Origin of the sequence: Aeromonas piscicola, from assembly GCF_000820005.1 — a bacterium.
Classification (GTDB): Bacteria; Pseudomonadota; Gammaproteobacteria; order Enterobacterales; family Aeromonadaceae; genus Aeromonas; species Aeromonas piscicola.
The window spans coordinates 146905-167218 of the sequence record NZ_CDBL01000034.1; the positions used below are offsets into that span (position 1 = coordinate 146905).

Consider the following 20314-nt stretch of genomic DNA (forward strand, 5'->3'; position numbering starts at 1 on the left):
CAGCTAACTGCTCCGGAACATGAGCTGGCTCGCTATCAGGCCGCTATGCAGCCCAAGACGCTGGAAACACAACGAGGACGCTGGGATTAATTGGTCTATACCCTGCCGCTGGGGGTCGATACCAATTCGGCCATCAAACTAGAACTGGGTTATCTGGGCGGTATGGTGCAGCGGCAATTTGTCTTCAAGGGCAGCGGCAATAGTAACGGCCCCATCACATTGGATACCAGCAGTGGTGAGCTGAACAATATGCTTGCTCTGGTAGTTGGCAATAAATGGAATAAAAATGAACAAGGTGAATGAAATAGCTGAAGCAAGCGAGCAGGAGACCCCCTTTTCATTTGTTACCACAAGAAGAGCAGCAACGTATAATCGCTGCCAATCGAAAAATGGTGCGTGAAGCCTCTACGCTCCATGAGTGGAATATCCGAGTGCCAACAGTATTTGCTTGGCCAATGATATTAATGATGATTTTGTTTATGACGCTATTTTTCGGAGTGGGGGGGCTATTAGCTGGAGATAATGATTGGAATGGCGTTTATATTGTATTTGGCGTGTGTACAGCCATGGCTCCTTACTTTCACTATTTAGTAATGGCAGATAAAAACTACCATTATCGACTAACTACAGAAGGCATTATCGCGACGTATCAGGATACTATTTCTGAGGTGGCCTATACCATAGTTCGTGGCTTGGCTTGGCTTGGCTTGGCTTGGCTTGGCTTGGCTTGGCGTGGCTTGGCGTGGCTTGGCGTGGCTTGGCTTGGTTGGCTGTCATGGTATGTGTGATAGCTGTTGCCATATTAGGGCCGCTAGCACTGGTTGGTGCCGGTGCTATGGCGCTATTTGCTGCGTTTTGTACTGGTTTTAAGCATGAGGTTTGTGAGGAATTCACTTTATTTAACAAGGAGTGGCCACATATCCTTATCATCTCGACAAGGCATAGAGCCTTGCGATTTGAATCTGTACCGTTTAAGTCTGCATTCAGTCGTACCCTTTTTTGTAGAGTTGAGGATATGGATCAGATTACTACTTTAATAAAATCACAAATATTTGTTGAGGATGTGAAACCTATAAAAGGTCATCCCGGCATCTAACCAAAAGCCTCATGATCTAATTGATCTGCACTGCTTAATAGTGCAGGTCATCAATCTTTTTGTAATGAAAACGCTATTTTAATTCATCAGGGGAAAGCCGCCCTGCCCTTGAGTTCGATACCAGTTCGGCCATCAAGCTGGAGCTGGGTATCTGAGGGGCGTGATACAGCGAAAATTTAATTTCAAGGGCAGCAGCAACAGTAGAGGCCCCATCACATCAGAGACAAGCTCAGGAGGGTTGGGTGCCATGCCTGTGCAGATGGTCGGCAAGCAGGGAAACAAATAATGGACAAGGCGAACGAGGTTATAGAGGTGAGCGAGCAGGAGATTCCTTTTCGTCTATTATCGCAGGAAGAACAACAACGCATTATCGATGCTAATCAAAAAAAGTGCGTGAAGCTCCGATGCTTCATGAATGGGATGTCAGGGTTCCCACACCATTGGCTTGGATTATCATCATGTTGGTTAGCCTCTTCTCGATACTGTTTATTGGGGGAGGGTATTTGTTATTAACAGCTGGTGAAGATTGGAGTGCTTTTTATTTTATGTTGGGCATCACTATTCTAATGACACCTTATCTTCGTTATTTGGTGATGGCGGATAAAAACTACCATTATCGGCTAACCACGCAGGGGGTAGTCGTCACATATTATGATGCTATTCCTGAAATAGCCTATACCATAGTTCGTTGTTTGGCTTGGCGTGGTTGTATGTGTGATAGCTGTTGCCGTATTGGGGCCATTGGTGCTAGCTGGTGCAGGTGGCATGGCGCTCTTTGCGGTATTTTTCACTGGCTTTAAAAGTGAAGTATCAGAGCATGAAACAATGTTTAAAAAAGACTTGACCTACACGCTTTCTATTTCTAATGGAAAAAAGGCGCTTAGATTTGAATCAAACCCCTTTAAAATATCATATAGCGACAATTTATATTGTAAACCTGAGGATTTTGAACAGGTTGTTGAAATGATTAAAGATCAGATTAGATGCGTCGAGATAAAAAATATAAAAGGTCATCCGGCCGCGTAACGTAAGTCGCTAACTACTTGCATATGACCGCTATAGCAATCAATCTGGGACAAGCTATCTATAAATTAGTCAGTGGAAGATGAACGTACTTGCTTCGAGATGCGGATCAATAAATCGGATACCAGCTTGACTGTGGTGCGATCTGCTCTCAGCGTTGGCCGAATACTCGGCGTTTCATCGTGTCACTCAGTTCAATCTTTTCCGCTTTTAGCGATATCCCCCTTATCTACAAGACTCACTCTGCCTTCTTCTGGTGATAATTGGCGCGGGATCAACCCTATCAGGTGCTGCAGGCTCTTCTGGCGGGGATGGCGGCGGGTGGCGAGGCTGATGCGGGTGGTGAGCGGTTCATCGGCGATGGGGTGATAGCTGACGCCGTGGGGGTGCAGCTCGCTCACCGATCGCGGGATGATGGCAACCCCGAAACCGGCCTGCACCATGCCGACGGTGGAGATCACCTGCGGGCTCTGGCTGCCGAGCCGAGGGCTGAAACCGGCCCGCTGGCAGCGTTGGGTGATGGCATCGTGCAGGCCCGGCCCCAGTTCGCGCGGGAACAGGATGAAAGGGTCTGCCGCCAGAGCCTCGATGGCGATGGCGCTCGTGCTTGCCAGCGGGTGGTGCGGGGGGAGGGCGATCAGCATCTCCTCCTCATCGATGAGATGGTGAGTCAGCGCCGAGCTGCTGCTGCACGGCAGGCGCAGGATGGCGGCATCCAGCTCCTCGCTCATCAGGTCGCGCACCAGATTGGGCATGCTGTTCTCGATGGGATGCAGGCTCACCTCTGGCCAGGCCTGGCGAAAGTCGTGGATCAGGCGCAGCACACTCGGGTGCAGCACAGTGGAGCCGGCAAAGCCCAGGCGCAGGGAGCCGAGCTGACCTCGGGCGATGCGCTGGGCCTTCTGCATGGCCTGCTCGGTTTGCGACAGTATGCCCTTGGCATCCTGATAGAGGCTCAGCCCCGCCTCGGTCAGCTCCACACTGCGGGTCAGCCGGTGAAACAGCGGCGTGCCCACCTCTTGTTCAAATTTGCGGATCTGCTGGCTGAGGGGCGGCTGGGCCATGCCCAGCGCCTCGGCCGCCTTGGTAAAGCTCTGCTTCTCTGCCACGGCTACCAGGTAGCGCAGGTAACGAAATTCCATATCTGGTACGTCTCGAAGCTGATGGGTTTGGATATTGGTATCAAAGTGTGATCTTGGTCACTATTGAATCCTGATTTGCCAACCTAACAGGATTGGAGGTTAAATCCAAATGGAAACCCATACACAGTGTGACTGTGCCATCGAGATCAGCCAGCAGTTTGCTCGCTGGCAAGCCCGTCAGGGTGGTGGCGAGGTCTATCAGAGCTCCTTGATGAGCGCCCTGCTGGCCGGCGTCTATGAGGGCGAGACCACCATGGCCGATCTGCTGCGCCACGGCGACTTTGGTCTTGGCACCTTCAACCGGCTCGACGGCGAGCTGATTGCGTTCGAGCGCCAGATCCATCAACTCAAGGCCGATGGCTCGGCCCGTCCGGCCCAGGCCGGGCAGAAAACCCCGTTTGCGGTGATGACTCACTTTCGACCCTGTCTGGAGCGTCGCTTCGATCACCCCCTCAGCCGCGACGAGATCCACCAGTGGATCGATCAGCTGGTGGGCACCGACAACGTCTTCGTCGCTTTTCGCCTCGATGGTCTGTTTGAGCAGGCCCAGGTGCGCACAGTGCCCTGCCAGACTCCTCCCTACAAGCCCATGCTGGAGGCCATAGAGGCACAGCCGTTGTTCTCGTTCAGCCAGCGGCGCGGCACCCTGGTGGGCTTTCGCTGCCCGCCCTTCGTGCAGGGGATCAATGTGGCCGGCTATCACGAACATTTCATCACCGAAGATCGCAAGGGCGGTGGTCACATCCTCGATTACGCCATGGGCCACGGCCAGTTGCAGTTGTCTGTGGTTCAGCATCTCAACATAGAGCTGCCGCGCAACCCTGCTTTTCAACAGGCTGACCTCAATCCCGCCGATCTGGACCGCGCCATCCGCGCTGCCGAAGGCTAATCCCTTCGCTTACAAGGAGTTATTCTCATGGAAAATCAACACTGGAGCTGTGGGGCCGAGCTGGTCGTACGCCATCTGGAGGCGCAGGGCGTCAAGCAGGTATTCGGTATTCCGGGGGCCAAGATCGACCGGGTATTCGATGCCCTGGAAGATTCCCCCATCGACACCATAGTGGTACGCCACGAGGCGAACGCCGCCTTCATGGCCGCCGCCGTGGGCCGTCTGACCGGCAAGGCCGGGGTGGCGCTGGTGACCTCGGGCCCAGGTTGCGCCAACCTGATCACAGGCCTCGCGACCGCCACCTCGGAAGGGGATGCCATGGTGGCGCTGGGTGGCGCGGTGCGACGTGCCGATGGCCTCAAGCTCACTCACCAGAGCCTGGACACCGTCAGCCTGTGCCGCCCTGTCACCAAGTTCAGCGCCCAGGTGGGAACCGGATCCGCCCTTTCAGAGGTGATGGCCAATGCCTTTCGGTCTGCCGAACTGGGTCGCCCCGGCGCCGCCTTCGTCAGCCTGCCCATGGACATCATCAACGAGCCGACCGATGGCGCCATCCTGGTGCCCAGAGCCATACCAGAACCGGGCGCCGCCGATGAGGCAGGCATAGACAGGGCGCTGAGCCTGCTGGCGCAGGCCCGCAAGCCGGTGGTGCTGCTCGGCCTGTTGGCCAGCCGGCCCGAGAACTCTCTCGCGGTGCGCGCCTTTTTGGACAAGAGCCGGTTACCGGTGACGGGCACCTATCAGGCGGCCGGTGTGGTGGATACCCACCATTTCGATGACTTCGCCGGTCGGGTCGGGTTGTTCAACAACCAGCCGGGGGACAGGTTGCTGCAGGATGCGGATCTGGTGATCTGCATAGGTTACAGCCCCATCGAATATGACCCTGTGCTGTGGAACGGCACGGGTGAGCGGCAACTGCTGCACATCGATGCCCTGCCGGCGGAGATCGACAGCAGCTATTGCCCGGCGGTTGAGCTGGTGGGCTCCATCAGCGCCAATCTGTATTGCTTGACCAAGATGTTGCACAAGCCGCTGGCACGGGATCCCGCCATCGCCACCCTGCTCGAGGAGATCCGCACCCAGCGCTATCAGCTGACCCAGCATGCCCAGCATCTGGGGGGCATGCCCATCCATCCGCTGCGTATCGTCAAGGAGCTGCAGGACATCATAGGGCAGGACATGACGCTGTGCGTGGACATGGGCAGCTTCCACATCTGGATTGCCCGCTACCTCTACAGCTTCCGGGCTCGCCAGGTACTCATCTCCAACGGTCAGCAGACCATGGGGGTGGCGCTGCCCTGGGCCATAGGTGCGGCCATGGTAAGGCCGGGGGAGAAGATCATCTCCGTCTCCGGCGATGGCAGCTTCATGCAATCGAGCATGGAGCTGGAGACGGCGGTGCGGCTCAAATCCAACATAGTGCACATCATCTGGGTCGATAATGGCTACAACATGGTGGCGATGCAGGAGGAGAAAAAGTACCGCCGCAGCTCGGGGGTGAGCTTCGGGCCCATCAACTTCAAGGCCTATGCCGAGTCCTTCGGGGCGGCCGGGTTTGCGGTCACCAGTGCCGAGGATCTGCGGCCTACCCTGCGCGCTGCCATGGCGGTCGTTGGGCCTGCCGTGGTGGCCATACCGGTGGATTACAGTGACAACCACCTGCTGATGGAGCAGCTCAGGCCCGAGTTGCTGAGCTAGCAATCAAGGGGGCAGCCCGAGTTGCGCCCGGCCAATAGCAGAGCGCCCCTTGCCGGCTGGCAAGGGGCGCTCTGTCATGACGAGAGGGCATCCGCGATGGCAACAGGGGTCATGGCATGACAGAAGGGGGCATCACCATGGGGCCGGCGACCGCGAGGGCGGTGTCGTCCCCGCGCAGCACCCGCACGATTTCGAGGGCAAATTCGATGGCGGTGCCAGGCCCCTGGCTGGTGATCAGGCGATGAGCCTCATCCGTCACGACCCGCGCAGTACTCAACTGTACGGCGGGCAGGCTGGCTTGAAAGCCCGGATGACAGGTGACGCTGGCATCCCTCAGCAGCTCATGATGTTGCAGCACCACCGCGGGGGCGGCGCAAATGGCCGCCCGCCAGCGGCCGAGTGCCGCCTGCTCCCTGAGCAGGTTGATGGCGAGCGGCGTATCGCGGATCGCCTCGCTACCGGGCAAACCGCCCGGCACGACGATGGCCTCGAAGTCACGGCTGGTCAGCTCGTCGATATGGCAATCTGCGATGAGCTGCACCCCGCGGGAGGCGCGGATCTGGCGCAGACCCGCCGGACAGCAGGAGGCTAGCTGCACCTCGATGCGGGCGCGCACCAGGGTGTCGACGATGGCGACGGTTTCGATCTCTTCCGAGCCCGGTGCTACCAATACCAATACGCTCATACTGCACTCCTTGGTTACCCGCCATCGCGGCGGGCTCAGCTCTTCTCTTTGATGGCCTGATAGAGGCCCTGATTGACCGGCACCGCTATGCCGTGTTTGGCGGCGCAGGCCAGCAGGAAGCCGGTGATGGCCTCGATCTCGGTCTCCCGGCTCTGCTCCATGTCCTGGTACATGGAAGAGTAATTGTCGGCGGTCAGCTCCACCACCGTCATGGCGCGGCGCAACAGCTCATCGCCGCTGGTGGGCTGGCCTTCGGCCTGCATCACGTCTGCCACTTCCACGCAGATTTGCTGCAGTACATCGGCAAAGCGAGGACCGGCCAGTTCACCATTCTTGAGTTTATAGAGCGCGGTCAGCGGATTGATGGCGCAGTTGATGGCGAGTTTTTGCCACTGGCGAGCCAGGATCTGCTCATCCCAACCGGCCTGACCGAGGGCAGCACCGAGATCGTCCGCCAGGGCGGCATGAGCCTTGGCTGCCTCATTGACCGGGCCGAGCCAGGTCTCGCCCTTGCCGGTATGGCGGAACGCGAAGTGGCCGCTTTGCATGGCGCCGTGGCTGGTGACACCCGCGATGACAGGGTTATGGGGGAACAGCTGCACCACCTGCTCGGCTATGCCCATGCCGTTGTGCAGCAGCACTATGGGCACACCCGTTGCCAGCTTGCCCACCAGCGGCGTCAGGGCCGACACCACCTGACCGGCCTTGGTCATCACCAGCAGACGCTTGATCTGGCCGGGCTGGCTGATGAAGCCACGTTCGATATTGATGAGCTGGGTATGGCCCTCCAGCGAAGTGAAGTCGATCCCGGGGTGCAGGGTTGAACGGTGACGATCGCGCAGCAAGACGCGGGTAGGTTGACCGCTTAGAGTCAGCAAGGAGGCGAAGACACCACCCAGGGCGCCGCAGCCCAGCAGTGACCATTGGGGGGAGGAGGGCAGTCGGGAACTTTGTAATCCGCTTGGCATGGAGAGACTCAATCAAGGTAGGGGTTGCATTCCGGTCAACCGCCCGCCGGGGATAAGTGAAGATGTCGCGTGGCGGACACTAACGGGTCTCGCCATTCCTGTGCGCAGGGGATTCTAGCAGAGCAACCCCATCGAAATCAGCAAATTTGCCGGTTTTCTGGTAGATTTGCCCCCTTATAGCGCAACATGAGGAGCCCTGACATGCCGTCATTCGATATTGTCTCTGAAGTCAAAATGAACGAGGTGTTGAACGCCGTCGATAACGCCAATCGTGAACTGGCGACCCGTTTCGATTTTCGTGGTGTTGAAGCCAGCTTCGAGCTGAACAAGGAAGAAGTGAAGCTGGAGGTCGATGCCGACTTCCAGCTCAAGCAGATGGTCGAGATCCTGCGTGCAGCCCTGCTCAAGCGCAACATCGAGAACAGCTCAATGGACGTGGGTGACAGCGTTCACTCCGGCAAGCGTTTCCACCTGAACGTCAAGTTCAAGCAGGGGATCGAGAAAGAGATCGCCAAGAAGCTGGTGAAACTGATCAAGGATTCCAAGATCAAGGTGCAGGTCGCCATTCAGGGTGATGAAGTGCGGGTCACAGGCAAGAAGCGTGACGATCTGCAGGAGGCCATGGCGCTGGTACGTGGTGCCGAGCTGGGTCAGCCGATGCAGTTCCAGAATTTCCGCGATTGATGACGGGCGGGAGGGTTCGGCCCTCCCCCTGGTGCGACCGCCACGCGGTGCAACCGTAAAAGGTTCGATGACAGAGCCATAAAAAAACCGGAGCAGCTGCTCCGGTTTTTTGTATCCGCATTACCCGTTCTATTAGAACTTGTAGGTAACGGAGAAGTAGTGGCTGAAGCCAGAGCTCTTCCAGGGGGTACCGTCGTAGGCGGTAGAGCCATCTTTGGTGCCGTAGGCATCCATGAAGTACTTCAGGCCATAACCCACTGCGTAGCGGTCAGAGTGCCAGTAGATACCGTGGAAGGTCGCCAGGTTGTCGCTGGTACGGTCGGCACGGTTGTGGGTATCCATGTCGAATGCGTAATCCAGGTAACCCTGGTAGGAGACGAAGCTGCCGTTGCTGAAGGTGTAGAAAGGCTTGAACCAGTTCATGGCGAACCAGTAACCGTTCCAGTCACCTTCTTCTTCGGTGAAGAACTGGTTCTCGGTGGAATGACGAGCATACAGGTTCATGCCGACTTTACCGAACCAAGGCACCTGTACGTCAGCACCCAGACCGATCATGTTTTCCATCTGGTTGTCGCCGATGTTGTTCAGGGAGGCGATGTACACCTCTTGCACCGGGCCGAAGGAGAGATCTTTACCAGTCAGCGCATCCAGAGACATACGCGGCGCAAACTTCATGAAGAGGTTCTGACCCTTGTGCTTGTCGCTGTGACGGGAATCGAAGATGTCGAACACATCGACGTAACCGTACAGGTCAAACAGACCGGAACGACCGCCAAATTCCATTTCGAAGTAGGTGTCGTTGTAATCTTCTGCACCAGTGGTGAAAGGACGTTGGTCGATGGTATGCATGACGTTGAACTGCATCCACTTGTAATCGTTCTTGTGGATGTCACCGCTGTAGTCAGCAGCGAAGGCCGGGGTGGCGGCAGCAGCCAGCAGACCGGCAGCGATCAGAGTCTTGGTAAATTTGGCCATTTTATTGGTCTCTTGTGCGTTAGTTGAGGTTTTCCGTAGCCTGCCCACAAGGAGCGGAAGGGATTCTAGCCAAATAAATTCATCGGAGAAACAAGAGCCGGGGAACTTTATTCGGAAGTGTGAATCTAATCACCCCCAATTTCACGCAAACGCTTGCTATTTATCCTGTTGCAAGAGCAACGCTCTTCCTCGTTTGGCAACCAGCACGATCAGGATCAATACCGGAATGCCGAGCAGGCTGGTGCCGACAAAGAAGGTGCTGTAGCCGAACTGTTCGACGAAACGCCCGGAGAAACCCGCCAGCAGCTTGGGCATCAGCAGCATGACGGAGCTGAACAGGGCGTACTGGGTGGCGGAGAAAGCCACGTTGGTCAGGCTCGACAGATAGGTCACAAAGGCCGCCGTCGCTATGCCGGCGCTGAGGTTGTCGACCGAGATGATCAGGGTCAGCAGCTCCAGGTTGTGGCCCACTTCGTTGAGCAGGGCGAACAGCAGATTGGTGCTGGCGGTGAGCAGGGCGCCGAGGAACAGGATGCGCAGGGTGCCAAAGCGCATCACCAGCACGCCCCCCAGGGCGGCCCCCACCAGGGTCATGATGACGCCATACACCTTGGTGATGGTGGCCACTTCCGTTTTGCTGAATTGCAGGTCCACGTAGAAGCTGTTGGACATCACTCCCATCACCACATCCGAGATGCGATAGCAGGCGATGAGCCCCAGGATCAGCATGGCCGAGCCGCCGTAACGGCGGAAGAAATCGGCAAACGGACACCAGATGGCCTCGTAGATCCAGGCGCCAACGCCGGCCAGCGAGGTGGGCCAGCCACGGGAGAGCAGCAGCGCCTTGCGCGCTTCCTGCTGATCGTTCTGACCGGCAAGATCGATATCCGGCTCGTGGCAGATCAGGGTGGTGATGACGCCGAGGGACATGAGCCCCGCCATCAGCAGATAGGTGAGTTGCCAGCCATGGTAGTCATAGCCGCTGTTGCTGCCGAGCCAGGCCGCCAGCGCCAGTGCCCCCGCGCCGGCCATGATCATCGCCAGCCGGTAACCCGTCATGTAGGAGGCCGCCATGGCCGCCTGCAACCGCTCCGGCGCCGACTCGATGCGGTAGGCATCGATGACGATGTCCTGCGTCGCGGAGCAAAACGCCACCAGCAGGGCAAACAGGGCGAGTTGGGCGAGCTGGGTCTTGGGATCGCAATAGGCCATGCCCACCAGCGAGAGGGCAATCAACAGCTGGGATAGCAGCATCCAGCTGCGGCGCCGTCCCAGCCAGCGGGAGAGCAGCGGCAGCGGCAGCCGGTCAACCAGCGGCGACCACAGCCACTTGAAGCCATAGGCCAGCGCCACCCAGCTCATGTAGCCGATATCGGTCAGGCTGACATCGGCCTCGCGCAGCCAGAACGAGAGGGTGCCAAACACCAGCAGCAGAGGCAGGCCGGACGAGAAGCCCATGGCAAACAGTATGAGGACCCGAGTCTCAAGGTAGACGGCGAGCGAGTCTCGCCAGCTCGGTGTGCGGACAGTGTTCAAATACCTGACTCCTCTGGGAAAATTGCGCCATTTTGTCAGGTTCGGGGGGGATAGCCAAGGCAAGCCGAGCGTGGCGGGTCTGGATTCAGGGGCGCGAACCCATGCAGTGGCGCGGGCAGGGGCCCTCGGTGATCAGATAGTTGGCGCACGTCATCAGCTGCAGGCGCAGCCAGACGTCGGCGATGATCTGTTGTTCATCCCACTGATGCAGGCTGTGCAGCAGGTGCCAGAACACCCCTTCCTGGTCGGTGGCCGGTTGTTTGTCAGCCGGGATATGGGGCAAGTCTTGCCAGTGGGAGAGGAGCTGCCAGCTCAGATCTTCCAATTGCTGATAGGGGATTTCTCGTGCCAGAAAATGACGAACCGCCTGGGCCAGCGGGACTGTGTGTTGGGCTAGGTAGTCGTTGCAGGTCACCGTAACCTCCTTCTCCTCATGTGGGCCATACCCCGGGAAAATGGGGCAAGGCCAGAGTATAGAAAGGGGCGCCGGTGACCCGGGCAAAGACGCGGCGGAATGTGATCCGGCCCGCGTTATTTCTCCGCCAGCAACACCACCTTCTTCAGGATGATGGGGCTGGTGGGCACGTCGTTGGCGCGCAGGATGGAGCTGTAACCCGTCTGTACCTGGGCCAGCTTGTCCAGCACCTCCATGCCCTGTACCACCTGGCCGAACACGGTATAACCGGCGCCGGCATTGGCGTTGAGGTTGTTGTTGTCGGTCAGGTTGAAGTAGAACTGGCGGGTGGCGCTGTCCACGGCCTGGGTGCGGGCCATGGCGATGCTGCCACGCTTGTTGGGCAGGCCGCCCTTGGACTCGTTGACCACGGGATCCAGGGTTGGCAGTTGCTGGAACTGCTGGTTATAGCCGCCCCCCTGCACCACGAAGTCCTGGATCACCCGATGGAACAGGCTGCCGTCATAGCTGCCGTCCGCCACGTAGCGCAGGAAGTTTTTCACCGTCTGCGGCGCCTGCTTGGAGGCCAGCTCCACCACTATGTTGCCGTGGTTGGTCTCCATCCTGACCTTGGGGCCGGCGAACGCCAACGGGGCGATCAGCATGGCCAGTAACCAGAGTTTTTTCATTTGACTCTCCTCGCTCAGCTCGGCTGACCCTTGAGATAACCACGCAGGGCATTGTCCGCCATGATCTGTTGCAGCAGGCTGCCCAGCTGCTGGTTAAGGATGGATTCCAGCTCGGCCATGGTCGGTTCACCCGGGCCTTCCTTGCTGGAGGACATGTTGAACTGCTTGGTCAGCTTGCTGCCCTGGAAGTCGGCCATCACCTGCAGGCTGACACGGGACTTGGTGACATAGGTGAAGGTTTTCTCTTCCACCGTGACCGCGGCGCTGGAGATGGCCAGGGTCAGATTGGTGGTACCGCTGTTGCCCACTTCCAGCCCCTGGCTGCGCAGACCTTCCGCCAGCTTCTCGGCCAACAGGTTGTTGAGCGGCTGTTCGCTGTTGACCAGCACGGCGGCCTTCTCTTTCTTCTTGATGGAGAAGACGTAGGCGGCTTCACGCTTGTCGATCCCTTCCAGGGTGATGCGGTTGCCCGAGTAGTACTGCTGATTGGAAGGAATCACCTGCGGGTTGAGCAGAGCGGTTTCCGGCCAGTGAGTCGCACAACCACCCAGCATCAGGGCGGCCAGCAGCAAGAGTGACTTTTTCATCATGGGTTTCCTTTAGCTTTCTGTTTAGCGTTTGATGGCTTTCAAAATAACGAATTTGCTGTTCGACGCAACGACTTGTGCATTGGCAAACAGGCGCTTGAGTTTGTTGTGATAATCCAGGTGACGGTTGCCTACTATCCAGAGTTCGCCCCCCTGGGGCAACACCCGGTGAGCATCGCTGAACATCTGCCAGGCGATATGATCGGTGATCGCCTGCAACTGATGGAAGGGCGGGTTGCAGAGGATCCTATCCGCCGCTCCTACTGCCACGTCATCGAGACAGTTGTTGACCATGAAGCGGGCACGGGGCAGGGCATCCGGCAGATTGTGTTCGACGTTGAGCCGCGCCGAGGCGACCGCCATGTGGGATTCGTCGATGAAGGTCACCTCCACCTCGGCATCCCGCGCCAGCAGCGCCAGCCCCAGCACACCGTTGCCGCAACCCAGATCGATCACTTTGCGCGCACTGTGCACCGGTAAATTGTCCAGCATGAAGCGGGCGCCGATATCCAGGCTGGTGCGCGAAAATACGTTGGCATGGTTGTGGATGAGCATGTCGGTGCCCTCCAGCGGCCAGACCGTCGGGAAAGGATTGCTCAGGGTGGGTCGCTCGCTGGCCGATGCGCCATCGACAGTGCAATGAATGAGGCGTGCCTTCTTCCAGGCCAGCGAGGTGCGGGTCAGCCCCAGGTATTTTTCAAACAGCGCCAGGGTCGAGCTGTGAATGTCCTTGGCCTTGCCGGCGGCGAGGATGCGAGTGGCCGGGGTTGCCACCTGGCGCAGGGCCAGCAGTTGCTGCTCCAGCAGCGCCTGATACTTGGAGACCTTGATCACCACCAGCGCGGGGGCTGCAGGCAATGGCGCCAGCGCATCCTGCAGCGTGATGGCATGGGGATCCAGCCCGTTCTCCGCGAGGTTGACCAAGGTGGCTTGCTCGCTGATATGGGAGTCGCTCACACAGACAGGGGCATGGCCGTGCAGGTAGGCGGCCAGGGCCCCGAAGCCGTCATTCATGATGATGACAGGGCCGGTCTGCTCGAGTGGCGCCTCTGCCAGGGTATTGATCAGGTACTCGTCTGCCGCATCCCAGGCCTGCAACGGATCCTGGCTCTGGCGTGGATAGCGATACAGGGTCAGACGACAATGAGCCGTGTCGAGAAGGGTTTGCATATAGCGAAGCGTCCAGATGATTCATAAAACAGGCGCCGGCGGGGCGCAAAGTGGCGCTATTCTAGCGAGGGCGGAGAATTTCACCAGCCCGGCGGTACTGGGCGAGGGGCAAAACCGCGCCCCTTTTCCCGTACGGGACGATTTCGTCATACCGCCAACCCTGGCTACAATGGCCGGACATCCATTTTGGGAGTTTTGCTCGTGACCATGCAACAACAGATCGAGGCCAAGCTGGCCGCTGCCTTGTCCCCCAGCCACCTGGAGGTGATCAACGAAAGCTACATGCACAGGGTCGCGCCGGGCTCAGAGAGCCATTTCAAGGTGGTGGTGGTGAGTCAGGCCTTCGAGGGTCAACGGCTGCTGGCCCGCCATCGCCAGGTCAATGGGGTGCTGGCCGACGAGCTGGCGGGTGCCATTCATGCACTGGCGCTGCATACCTATACGGAGCAGGAGTGGCAGCAACGGGAGCAGGCGCCGACCACCCCCAGTTGCGTCAGCAAGAATGGCCCGGCCTAAGGCTATTGACGAATTGATTACTCAATCCTCGATTAGTTAACAATTAAGAAACGTTTCGTGGCGGCGTCCCGAGTCCCGGCTCGGGACGCCGCTCTCCCGCCCAGGCATCAAAATTTCTAATCTATTTTTGAACATAAACACCATTACCTATTTTTAGGTATTTATAGCTAACGCGAGGCAAATCCTGAGGTTTAGTGACGAAAATGGTGTGATTAAATTTTGATGATTTTGTGATGGAGAGGGGATTTTCCCCATTTTGCATGGCGGGTAACTTGCCATAAGTGGTAAACTCAGGCGCTTTTGAATGACCCTGTATGTTGCTGATTTGTTTGTTTCTTCGGCATTTTTTCGCAACATGAACGGGCTCATTCAACAACTCGTCGTGATGTATTTCTCGGCGCTAACCAACCTGTCTTCCCTTAACGGTAGTGCAAGTGAGTATGATTACAATTAAAAGAGGACTGGACATCCCCGTGCTGGGTGCTCCGGAGCAAGTAATCTACGATGGCCCGGCCATCACCCGTGTTGCTACACTCGGCGAAGAGTTCGTGGGGATGCGACCTACTATGTTCGTCAAAGTAGGTGATCGCGTCATTAAAGGTCAGGAGCTCTTCGAAGATAAGAAGAACCCCGGCGTTAAATTCACGGCCCCCGCCACCGGTGTGGTTTCAGAGATCAACCGGGGTGCCAAGCGCATTCTGCAATCTGTCGTCATCGAACTCGATGGGTCCGACGAGCAGGTGACCTTTGAACACTTTGCGTCTGCCGAGCTGGCACAGCTCGCGCGCAGCAAGGTGCAAGAGATCCTGGTCGCGTCAGGCCAATGGACTGCGTTGCGTACCCGCCCGTTCAGCAAGGTGCCGGCCGTGGAGTCTTCTCCCCGCGCCATCTTCGTCACCGCGATGGACACCAACCCGCTGGCCGCCAATAGCGACCTCATCATCAAGGAACAGGCTCAGGCTTTCCTCGATGGTCTGGCGGTATTGACTCGCCTGACCGATGGCGCCGTCTACGTCTGCAAGGGCGAAGCCAGCCTGCCGCACGCTGCCCTGGCGCAAGTCAAAGAGGAAGTGTTCGTCGGCCCGCACCCTGCCGGTCTGCCTGGTACCCATATCCACTTCCTGGATCCGGTCAGTGCCAAGAAGGTGCAGTGGTACATCAACTATCAGGATGTCATCGCTTACGGCAAGCTGTTCACCACAGGCCAGATCTTCACCGACAAGGTGGTCTCCCTGGCCGGTCCGAACGTGGTCAAGCCACGCCTGCTGCGCACCCGCATGGGCGCCTGCATCAGCCAGCTGACCAACAACGAGCTGCGTGCGGATGAAAACCGCGTCATCTCTGGTTCCCTGCTCAGTGGTGCCAAGGCCGAAGGGGTGCATGACTACCTGGGTCGTTACCACAACCAGGTGAGCGTGCTGGGCGAGGGACGTGAGAAAGAGTTCCTGGGTTGGGTCAATCCCAGCGCCAGCAAGTTCTCCATCACCCGTACCACCCTCTCTCATCTGATGAAGGGCAAACTCATCAACTTCACTACCACCACCAACGGTAGTGATCGCTCCATGGTGCCTATCGGCAACTATGAGCGCGTGATGCCGCTCGACATCCTGCCGACCCTGCTTCTGCGGGATCTGGTCTCCGGTGACATCGACAGCGCCCAGGCGCTCGGTTGTCTGGAGCTGGATGAGGAAGATTTGGCGCTCTGTACCTTCGTCTGCCCCGGCAAGACAGAATACGGCCCAGTCTTGCGTGAGTGCCTGACCAAGATAGAACTGGAAGGTTAAGCGATGAGTTTCAAGCAACTTCTTGAAAATATGGAACATCACTTCGAGCCGGGCGGCAAGTACTCCAAGTACTATGCCCTGTTCGAGGCGGCGTACACCCTGTTTTATACCCCCGGGTCCGTGACCCGCAATGCTGCCCACGTCCGTGATGCGATCGATCTGAAACGCATGATGATCATGGTGTGGCTGGCCGTGTTCCCGGCCATGTTCTGGGGCATGTTCAACGTCGGCAATCAGGCGATTGCCGCCATTGCCCATCTGGGCACGGCTGCCGGTGCCGACACCTGGCAATATGCGCTGGCGCAATTGCTGGGTGCCTCGCTGGATCCTGCGGTCGCCGGTATCGGCAGCAAGATGCTGATCGGTGCCACTCACTTCCTGCCCATCTACCTGACCGTATTCCTGGTCGGTGGTTTCTGGGAAGTGCTGTTCGCCATGGTGCGCAAGCACGAGATCAACGAAGGCTTCTTCGTGACCTCGATCCTGTTCGCCCTGATAGTGCCGCCCGAGCTGCCCCTGTGGCAAGCCGCGCTGGGGATCACCTTCGGTGTGGTGCTGGCCAAGGAAGTATTCGGTGGTACCGGCAAGAACTTCCTGAACCCGGCCCTGGCGGGTCGTGCGTTCCTGTTCTTCGCCTACCCGGGTCAGATCTCCGGTGATGCCGTCTGGGTTGCCGTTGACGGCTACTCGGGCGCGACTGCGCTGAGCCAGTGGGCCCATGGCGGCCAGATGGCGCTGATCAACGGTGCCACCGGTCAGGCTATCAGCTGGATGGATGCCTTCCTCGGCAACCTGCCGGGTTCCATCGGTGAAGTCTCCACCCTGATGATCCTCATCGGTGCCGCCATGATCGTCTACATGCGGATCGCCTCCTGGCGCATCATCGCCGGTGTGATGATCGGCATGGTCGCTACCTCCCTGCTGTTCAACGTCATAGGTTCAGACACCAACCCCATGTTCAACATGCCGTGGCACTGGCATCTGGTGCTGGGCGGCTTCGCCTTTGGCATGGCCTTCATGGCAACCGATCCTGTCTCCGCCGCCTTTACCAACAAGGGCAAGTGGTGGTATGGCGCCCTTATCGGCGTCATGGTCGTGCTGATCCGTGTCGTGAACCCCGCGTTCCCGGAAGGCATGATGCTGGCCATTCTGTTTGCCAACCTGTTTGCCCCCTTGTTTGACCATTTCGTGGCGCAGGCGAACATCAAGCGGAGGATCGCTCGTGGCGTTTAATAAAGACTCTACTGTCGGCACCCTGACGGTTGTAACCGGTCTGTGTCTGGTCTGTTCCATCGTGGTCTCAGTGGCTGCCGTGGGGCTGCGTCCGGCTCAGCTGGAAAACAAGGCGCTGGACAAGCAAAGCAATATTCTGTCCGTGGCCGGTGTCGATGTCAGCAGCGTGGCCAAGCGTGACCTGGCCCAGCTGTATGGCGACAAGATTGAAGCGCGTCTGGTTGACCTGACCACGGGTGAATTCGTTGATGGCGATGCCGACAACTTCGACACCAAGCTGGCAGCGAAAGACCCGGCCAAGAGCATTCGTCTGGCATCTGTCGACGACAAGGCCGGTCTGCGTCAAATCTCCAGACTGATCCCGGTGTTCTTCGCCAAAGATGCCGAGGGCAAGGTCGACAACATTATCCTGCCGATCTACGGCCAGGGTCTGTGGTCCACCATGTATGCCTTCGTCGCCGTTGCGGCTGACGGTCAGACCATCAAGGGCATCACCTACTATGACCACGGTGAAACCCCGGGTCTGGGCGGCGAGATCGAGAACCCGGCCTGGCAAGGTCTGTTCATCGGCAAGAAGCTGTTCGATCAGGACGGCATGCCGGCATTGCGCGTCATCAAGGGCCATGCTCCGGCAGGTTCCGAGCATGAGATCGATGGTCTGTCCGGTGCCACCCTGACAGGTAACGGTGTACAGCACACGTTCGACTTCTGGATGGGACCCAAGGGCTTCGGTCCTTTCCTGGCCAAGATTCGTGCAGGAGAAATCAACAATGGCTGACAAGAGCGAAATGAAGAAGTTGCTGTTGACGCCTGTGCTCGGCAACAACCCCATTGCACTGCAGGTGCTGGGTGTCTGTTCCGCGCTGGCCGTTACCAGCCAGATGAAGACGGCGTTCGTGATGACGCTGGCGGTGACTGCGGTCACTGCCTTCTCCAACCTGTTCATCTCCCTGATCCGCAACCAGATCCCGAACAGTGTGCGGATCATCGCCCAGATGGCGGTGATTGCCTCGCTGGTTATCGTGGTTGACCAGGTGCTCAAGGCGTATGCCTATGACATCTCCAAGCAACTGTCGGTATTCGTGGGCCTCATCATCACCAACTGTATCGTGATGGGTCGTGCCGAAGCCTATGCCATGAAGAGCGCCCCGCTGCCCTCTTTCCTGGACGGTATCGGCAACGGTCTGGGTTATGGCGCCGTGCTGCTGGTCGTGGCGACCGTGCGCGAGATCCTGGGCTCGGGTACCTGGTTCGGTATCGAGCTGCTGCCGCTGGTGAACAATGGCGGCTGGTACGTGCCTAACGGCCTGTTGCTGCTGCCGCCGAGTGCGTTCTTCATCATTGGTCTGATCATCTGGGGCGTCCGCACCAGGGATCCCAAGCAGGTGGAGGCGAAGGATTAAGGTATGGAACACTATCTGAGTCTGTTGATTCGTTCGATTTTCATCGAAAACCTGGCCCTCTCCTTCTTCCTGGGGATGTGTACCTTCCTGGCGGTGTCCAAGAAGGTCAAGACCGCCATGGGTCTGGGGATTGCCGTTATCGTGGTTCAGACCGTTGCCGTTCCGGCCAACAACCTGATCTACAACTACGTCCTCAAAGATGGCGCCCTGGTCTCCGGCCTGGATCTGAGCTTCCTGAGCTTCATCACCTTTATCGGTGTGATTGCGGCCCTGGTGCAGATCCTGGAAATGGCGCTGGACAAGTATTTCCCTGCGCTCTACAACGCGCTCGGCATCTTCCTGCCGCTCATCACGGTGAACTGCGCCATCTTTGGTGGCGTCTCCTTCATGGTGCAGCGTGACTACAACTTCGTGGAGTCCGTGGTCTATGGCGTGGGGTCGGGTGCAGGTTGGATGCTGGCCATAGTCGCAATGGCGGGGATCCGCGAGAAGATGAAGTACTCCGATGTACCGGAAGGCCTGCGCGGTCTGGGCATCACCTTCATCACCGCGGGTCTGATGGCGCTGGGCTTCATGTCCTTCTCTGGTATTTCCCTGTAATCGGAAAGGAAATATAGATGGAAATTATTCTGGGTGTGGTCATGTTCACCGTGATCCTGCTGGCCCTGGTAGCAGTTATTCTGTTCGCCAAGTCCAAGCTGGTGACCGCAGGTGACGTGACAATCAGCATCAACGGCGATCCGGCCAAGGCTGTCACCAGCCCGGCGGGTGGCAAGCTGCTCGGCGTGCTGGCTGGCAGCGGTATCTTCGTCTCCTCCGCCTGTGGCGGTGGTGGCTCCTGTGGTCAGTGCAAGGTGCGGGTGAAAGCCGGCGGCGGCGATATCCTGCCGACCGAGCTGGATCACATCAGCAAGGGCGAAGCCCGTCATGGCGAGCGTCTGGCCTGTCAGGTCACCGTCCGTTCCGACATGGACATCGAGCTGCCGGAAGAGATCTTCGGGGTGAAGAAGTGGGACTGTACCGTCATTTCCAATGACAACAAGGCCACCTTCATCAAGGAGCTCAAGCTGCAGATCCCCGATGGCGAGAGCGTCCCGTTCCGCGCCGGTGGTTATATCCAGATCGAAGCCCCTGCGCACCATGTGCAGTACAAGAACTTCGATATTCCCGAGGAGTATCGCGGGGATTGGGATCGCTTCAAGATCTTCGAACTGGAGTCCAAGGTCAACGAGCCGATCATTCGTGCTTATTCCATGGCCAACTATCCGGAAGAGTTCGGCATCATCATGCTGAACGTGCGGATTGCAACCCCGCCGCCGAGCAACTGGACTGCGCCTCCCGGCCAGATGTCCTCCTACATCTTCAGCCTCAAGGCTGGCGACAAGGTGACCATCTCGGGTCCATTTGGTGAGTTCTTCGCCAAGGACACAGACGCCGAAATGGTGTTCATCGGTGGTGGTGCGGGTATGGCGCCGATGCGTTCCCATATCTTCGACCAGCTGCGTCGCCTGAAGACCCATCGCAAGATGAGCTTCTGGTACGGTGCCCGTTCCAAGCGCGAGATGTTCTATGTCGAAGACTTCGACATGCTGGCGGCCGAGAACGACAACTTCCAGTGGCACGTCGCCCTGTCCGATCCGCAGCCGGAAGACAACTGGGATGGTTACACAGGCTTCATCCACAACGTCTTGTTCGAGAACTATCTCAAGAACCACGAGGCGCCGGAAGATTGTGAATTCTACATGTGCGGGCCTCCCGTCATGAACGCTGCCGTCATCAACATGCTGAAAAACCTCGGTGTTGAAGACGAGAACATCCTGCTGGATGACTTTGGTGGTTAAT

Annotated in this window: 22 protein-coding genes; 13 read left to right on the forward strand and 9 right to left on the reverse strand. The window is 58.0% G+C overall.

Annotation, left to right across the window (positions count from 1 at the left end; translation table 11 throughout):
• Positions 1 to 90: 90 nt before the first annotated feature.
• From BN1128_RS06550 to BN1128_RS26160, 3 genes are all read left to right on the forward strand, one after another.
• The gene (locus tag BN1128_RS06550; protein WP_042867139.1) at positions 91 to 303 is read left to right on the forward strand and encodes a hypothetical protein; all 213 of its coding nucleotides are present in this window, start codon (positions 91 to 93) and stop codon (positions 301 to 303) included.
• A 38-nt stretch (positions 304 to 341) separates the two neighbouring features.
• Positions 342 to 788 carry a hypothetical protein gene (locus BN1128_RS26155; protein ID WP_156140136.1) on the forward strand — a complete coding sequence of 149 codons (447 nt, stop codon included), beginning with the start codon at positions 342 to 344 and terminating at the stop codon, positions 786 to 788.
• Between the two features lie 1022 nt (positions 789 to 1810).
• Positions 1811 to 2122, forward strand: coding sequence for a hypothetical protein (locus BN1128_RS26160; protein WP_244464565.1), 312 nt, complete (start codon positions 1811 to 1813; stop codon positions 2120 to 2122).
• Positions 2123 to 2313: 191 nt separating this feature from the next.
• On the opposite strand, the gene BN1128_RS06565 is transcribed toward BN1128_RS26160, so the two are convergent.
• Entirely contained in the window at positions 2314 to 3261 is a 948-nt protein-coding gene (locus BN1128_RS06565) for a LysR family transcriptional regulator (RefSeq protein WP_042867144.1), read from the reverse strand.
• 109 nt (positions 3262 to 3370) lie between these two features.
• Between BN1128_RS06565 and budA the strand changes: the two genes are divergently transcribed.
• Both budA and alsS read left to right on the forward strand, forming a co-directional pair.
• Positions 3371 to 4150 (forward strand): acetolactate decarboxylase, encoded by a 780-nt coding sequence (gene budA, locus BN1128_RS06570; RefSeq protein WP_005311953.1) that lies wholly within the window; start codon positions 3371 to 3373, stop codon positions 4148 to 4150.
• Positions 4151 to 4177: 27 nt separating this feature from the next.
• Positions 4178 to 5848: an acetolactate synthase AlsS gene (alsS, locus tag BN1128_RS06575; protein ID WP_042867146.1), complete on the forward strand. Its 1671-nt coding sequence runs from the start codon at positions 4178 to 4180 to the stop codon at positions 5846 to 5848.
• 109 nt (positions 5849 to 5957) lie between these two features.
• On the opposite strand, the gene BN1128_RS06580 is transcribed toward alsS, so the two are convergent.
• Positions 5958 to 6533, reverse strand: coding sequence for a DJ-1 family glyoxalase III (locus tag BN1128_RS06580; RefSeq protein ID WP_042867148.1), 576 nt, complete (start codon positions 6531 to 6533; stop codon positions 5958 to 5960).
• A gap of 35 nt (positions 6534 to 6568) precedes the next feature.
• Positions 6569 to 7501 (reverse strand): ketopantoate reductase family protein, encoded by a 933-nt coding sequence (locus BN1128_RS06585; protein WP_042867150.1) that lies wholly within the window; start codon positions 7499 to 7501, stop codon positions 6569 to 6571.
• A 201-nt stretch (positions 7502 to 7702) separates the two neighbouring features.
• On the opposite strand from BN1128_RS06585, the gene BN1128_RS06590 reads away from it, so the two are divergent.
• Positions 7703 to 8185, forward strand: coding sequence for a YajQ family cyclic di-GMP-binding protein (locus BN1128_RS06590; RefSeq protein WP_042867151.1), 483 nt, complete (start codon positions 7703 to 7705; stop codon positions 8183 to 8185).
• 132 nt (positions 8186 to 8317) lie between these two features.
• Here BN1128_RS06590 and BN1128_RS06595 read toward each other — a convergent pair whose 3' ends face one another.
• From BN1128_RS06595 to BN1128_RS06620, 6 genes are all read right to left on the reverse strand, one after another.
• Positions 8318 to 9160, reverse strand: a complete 843-nt coding sequence (locus BN1128_RS06595; protein WP_042867152.1) for a nucleoside-specific channel-forming Tsx family protein — start codon at positions 9158 to 9160, stop codon at positions 8318 to 8320.
• Positions 9161 to 9316: 156 nt separating this feature from the next.
• Positions 9317 to 10696, reverse strand: coding sequence for an AmpG family muropeptide MFS transporter (locus tag BN1128_RS06600; RefSeq protein ID WP_042867153.1), 1380 nt, complete (start codon positions 10694 to 10696; stop codon positions 9317 to 9319).
• Positions 10697 to 10781: 85 nt separating this feature from the next.
• Positions 10782 to 11111 carry a hypothetical protein gene (locus BN1128_RS06605; RefSeq protein ID WP_042867154.1) on the reverse strand — a complete coding sequence of 110 codons (330 nt, stop codon included), beginning with the start codon at positions 11109 to 11111 and terminating at the stop codon, positions 10782 to 10784.
• Positions 11112 to 11227: 116 nt separating this feature from the next.
• Positions 11228 to 11779 (reverse strand): peptidylprolyl isomerase, encoded by a 552-nt coding sequence (locus BN1128_RS06610; protein WP_042867155.1) that lies wholly within the window; start codon positions 11777 to 11779, stop codon positions 11228 to 11230.
• Positions 11780 to 11793: 14 nt separating this feature from the next.
• The gene (locus tag BN1128_RS06615) at positions 11794 to 12366 is read right to left on the reverse strand and encodes a YajG family lipoprotein (protein ID WP_042867156.1); all 573 of its coding nucleotides are present in this window, start codon (positions 12364 to 12366) and stop codon (positions 11794 to 11796) included.
• Positions 12367 to 12390: 24 nt separating this feature from the next.
• A complete protein-coding gene (locus BN1128_RS06620; RefSeq protein WP_042867157.1) occupies positions 12391 to 13536 on the reverse strand; it encodes a methyltransferase in 1146 nt (381 codons plus the stop codon).
• Positions 13537 to 13743: 207 nt separating this feature from the next.
• Between BN1128_RS06620 and BN1128_RS06625 the strand changes: the two genes are divergently transcribed.
• The 7 genes from BN1128_RS06625 (at position 13744) to nqrF (ending at position 20313) form a co-directional block, all read left to right on the forward strand.
• Positions 13744 to 14052 (forward strand): BolA family protein, encoded by a 309-nt coding sequence (locus BN1128_RS06625; RefSeq protein ID WP_042867323.1) that lies wholly within the window; start codon positions 13744 to 13746, stop codon positions 14050 to 14052.
• A gap of 440 nt (positions 14053 to 14492) precedes the next feature.
• A complete protein-coding gene (locus tag BN1128_RS06630) occupies positions 14493 to 15836 on the forward strand; it encodes a Na(+)-translocating NADH-quinone reductase subunit A (RefSeq protein WP_042867158.1) in 1344 nt (447 codons plus the stop codon).
• 3 nt (positions 15837 to 15839) lie between these two features.
• Entirely contained in the window at positions 15840 to 17069 is a 1230-nt protein-coding gene (locus BN1128_RS06635; RefSeq protein WP_042867159.1) for an NADH:ubiquinone reductase (Na(+)-transporting) subunit B, read from the forward strand.
• Positions 17059 to 17847 (forward strand): Na(+)-translocating NADH-quinone reductase subunit C, encoded by a 789-nt coding sequence (locus tag BN1128_RS06640; RefSeq protein WP_042867160.1) that lies wholly within the window; start codon positions 17059 to 17061, stop codon positions 17845 to 17847. Before BN1128_RS06635 ends, BN1128_RS06640 begins: the two co-directional genes overlap by 11 nt.
• Positions 17840 to 18472 carry an NADH:ubiquinone reductase (Na(+)-transporting) subunit D gene (locus BN1128_RS06645; protein ID WP_042867161.1) on the forward strand — a complete coding sequence of 211 codons (633 nt, stop codon included), beginning with the start codon at positions 17840 to 17842 and terminating at the stop codon, positions 18470 to 18472. The genes BN1128_RS06640 and BN1128_RS06645 overlap by 8 nt, the downstream gene beginning before the upstream one ends.
• A 3-nt stretch (positions 18473 to 18475) precedes the next feature.
• Positions 18476 to 19072, forward strand: a complete 597-nt coding sequence (nqrE, locus tag BN1128_RS06650; RefSeq protein WP_005330713.1) for an NADH:ubiquinone reductase (Na(+)-transporting) subunit E — start codon at positions 18476 to 18478, stop codon at positions 19070 to 19072.
• A gap of 17 nt (positions 19073 to 19089) precedes the next feature.
• Positions 19090 to 20313, forward strand: coding sequence for an NADH:ubiquinone reductase (Na(+)-transporting) subunit F (gene nqrF, locus BN1128_RS06655; protein ID WP_042867162.1), 1224 nt, complete (start codon positions 19090 to 19092; stop codon positions 20311 to 20313).
• The last annotated feature ends 1 nt before the right edge of the window (position 20314 follow it).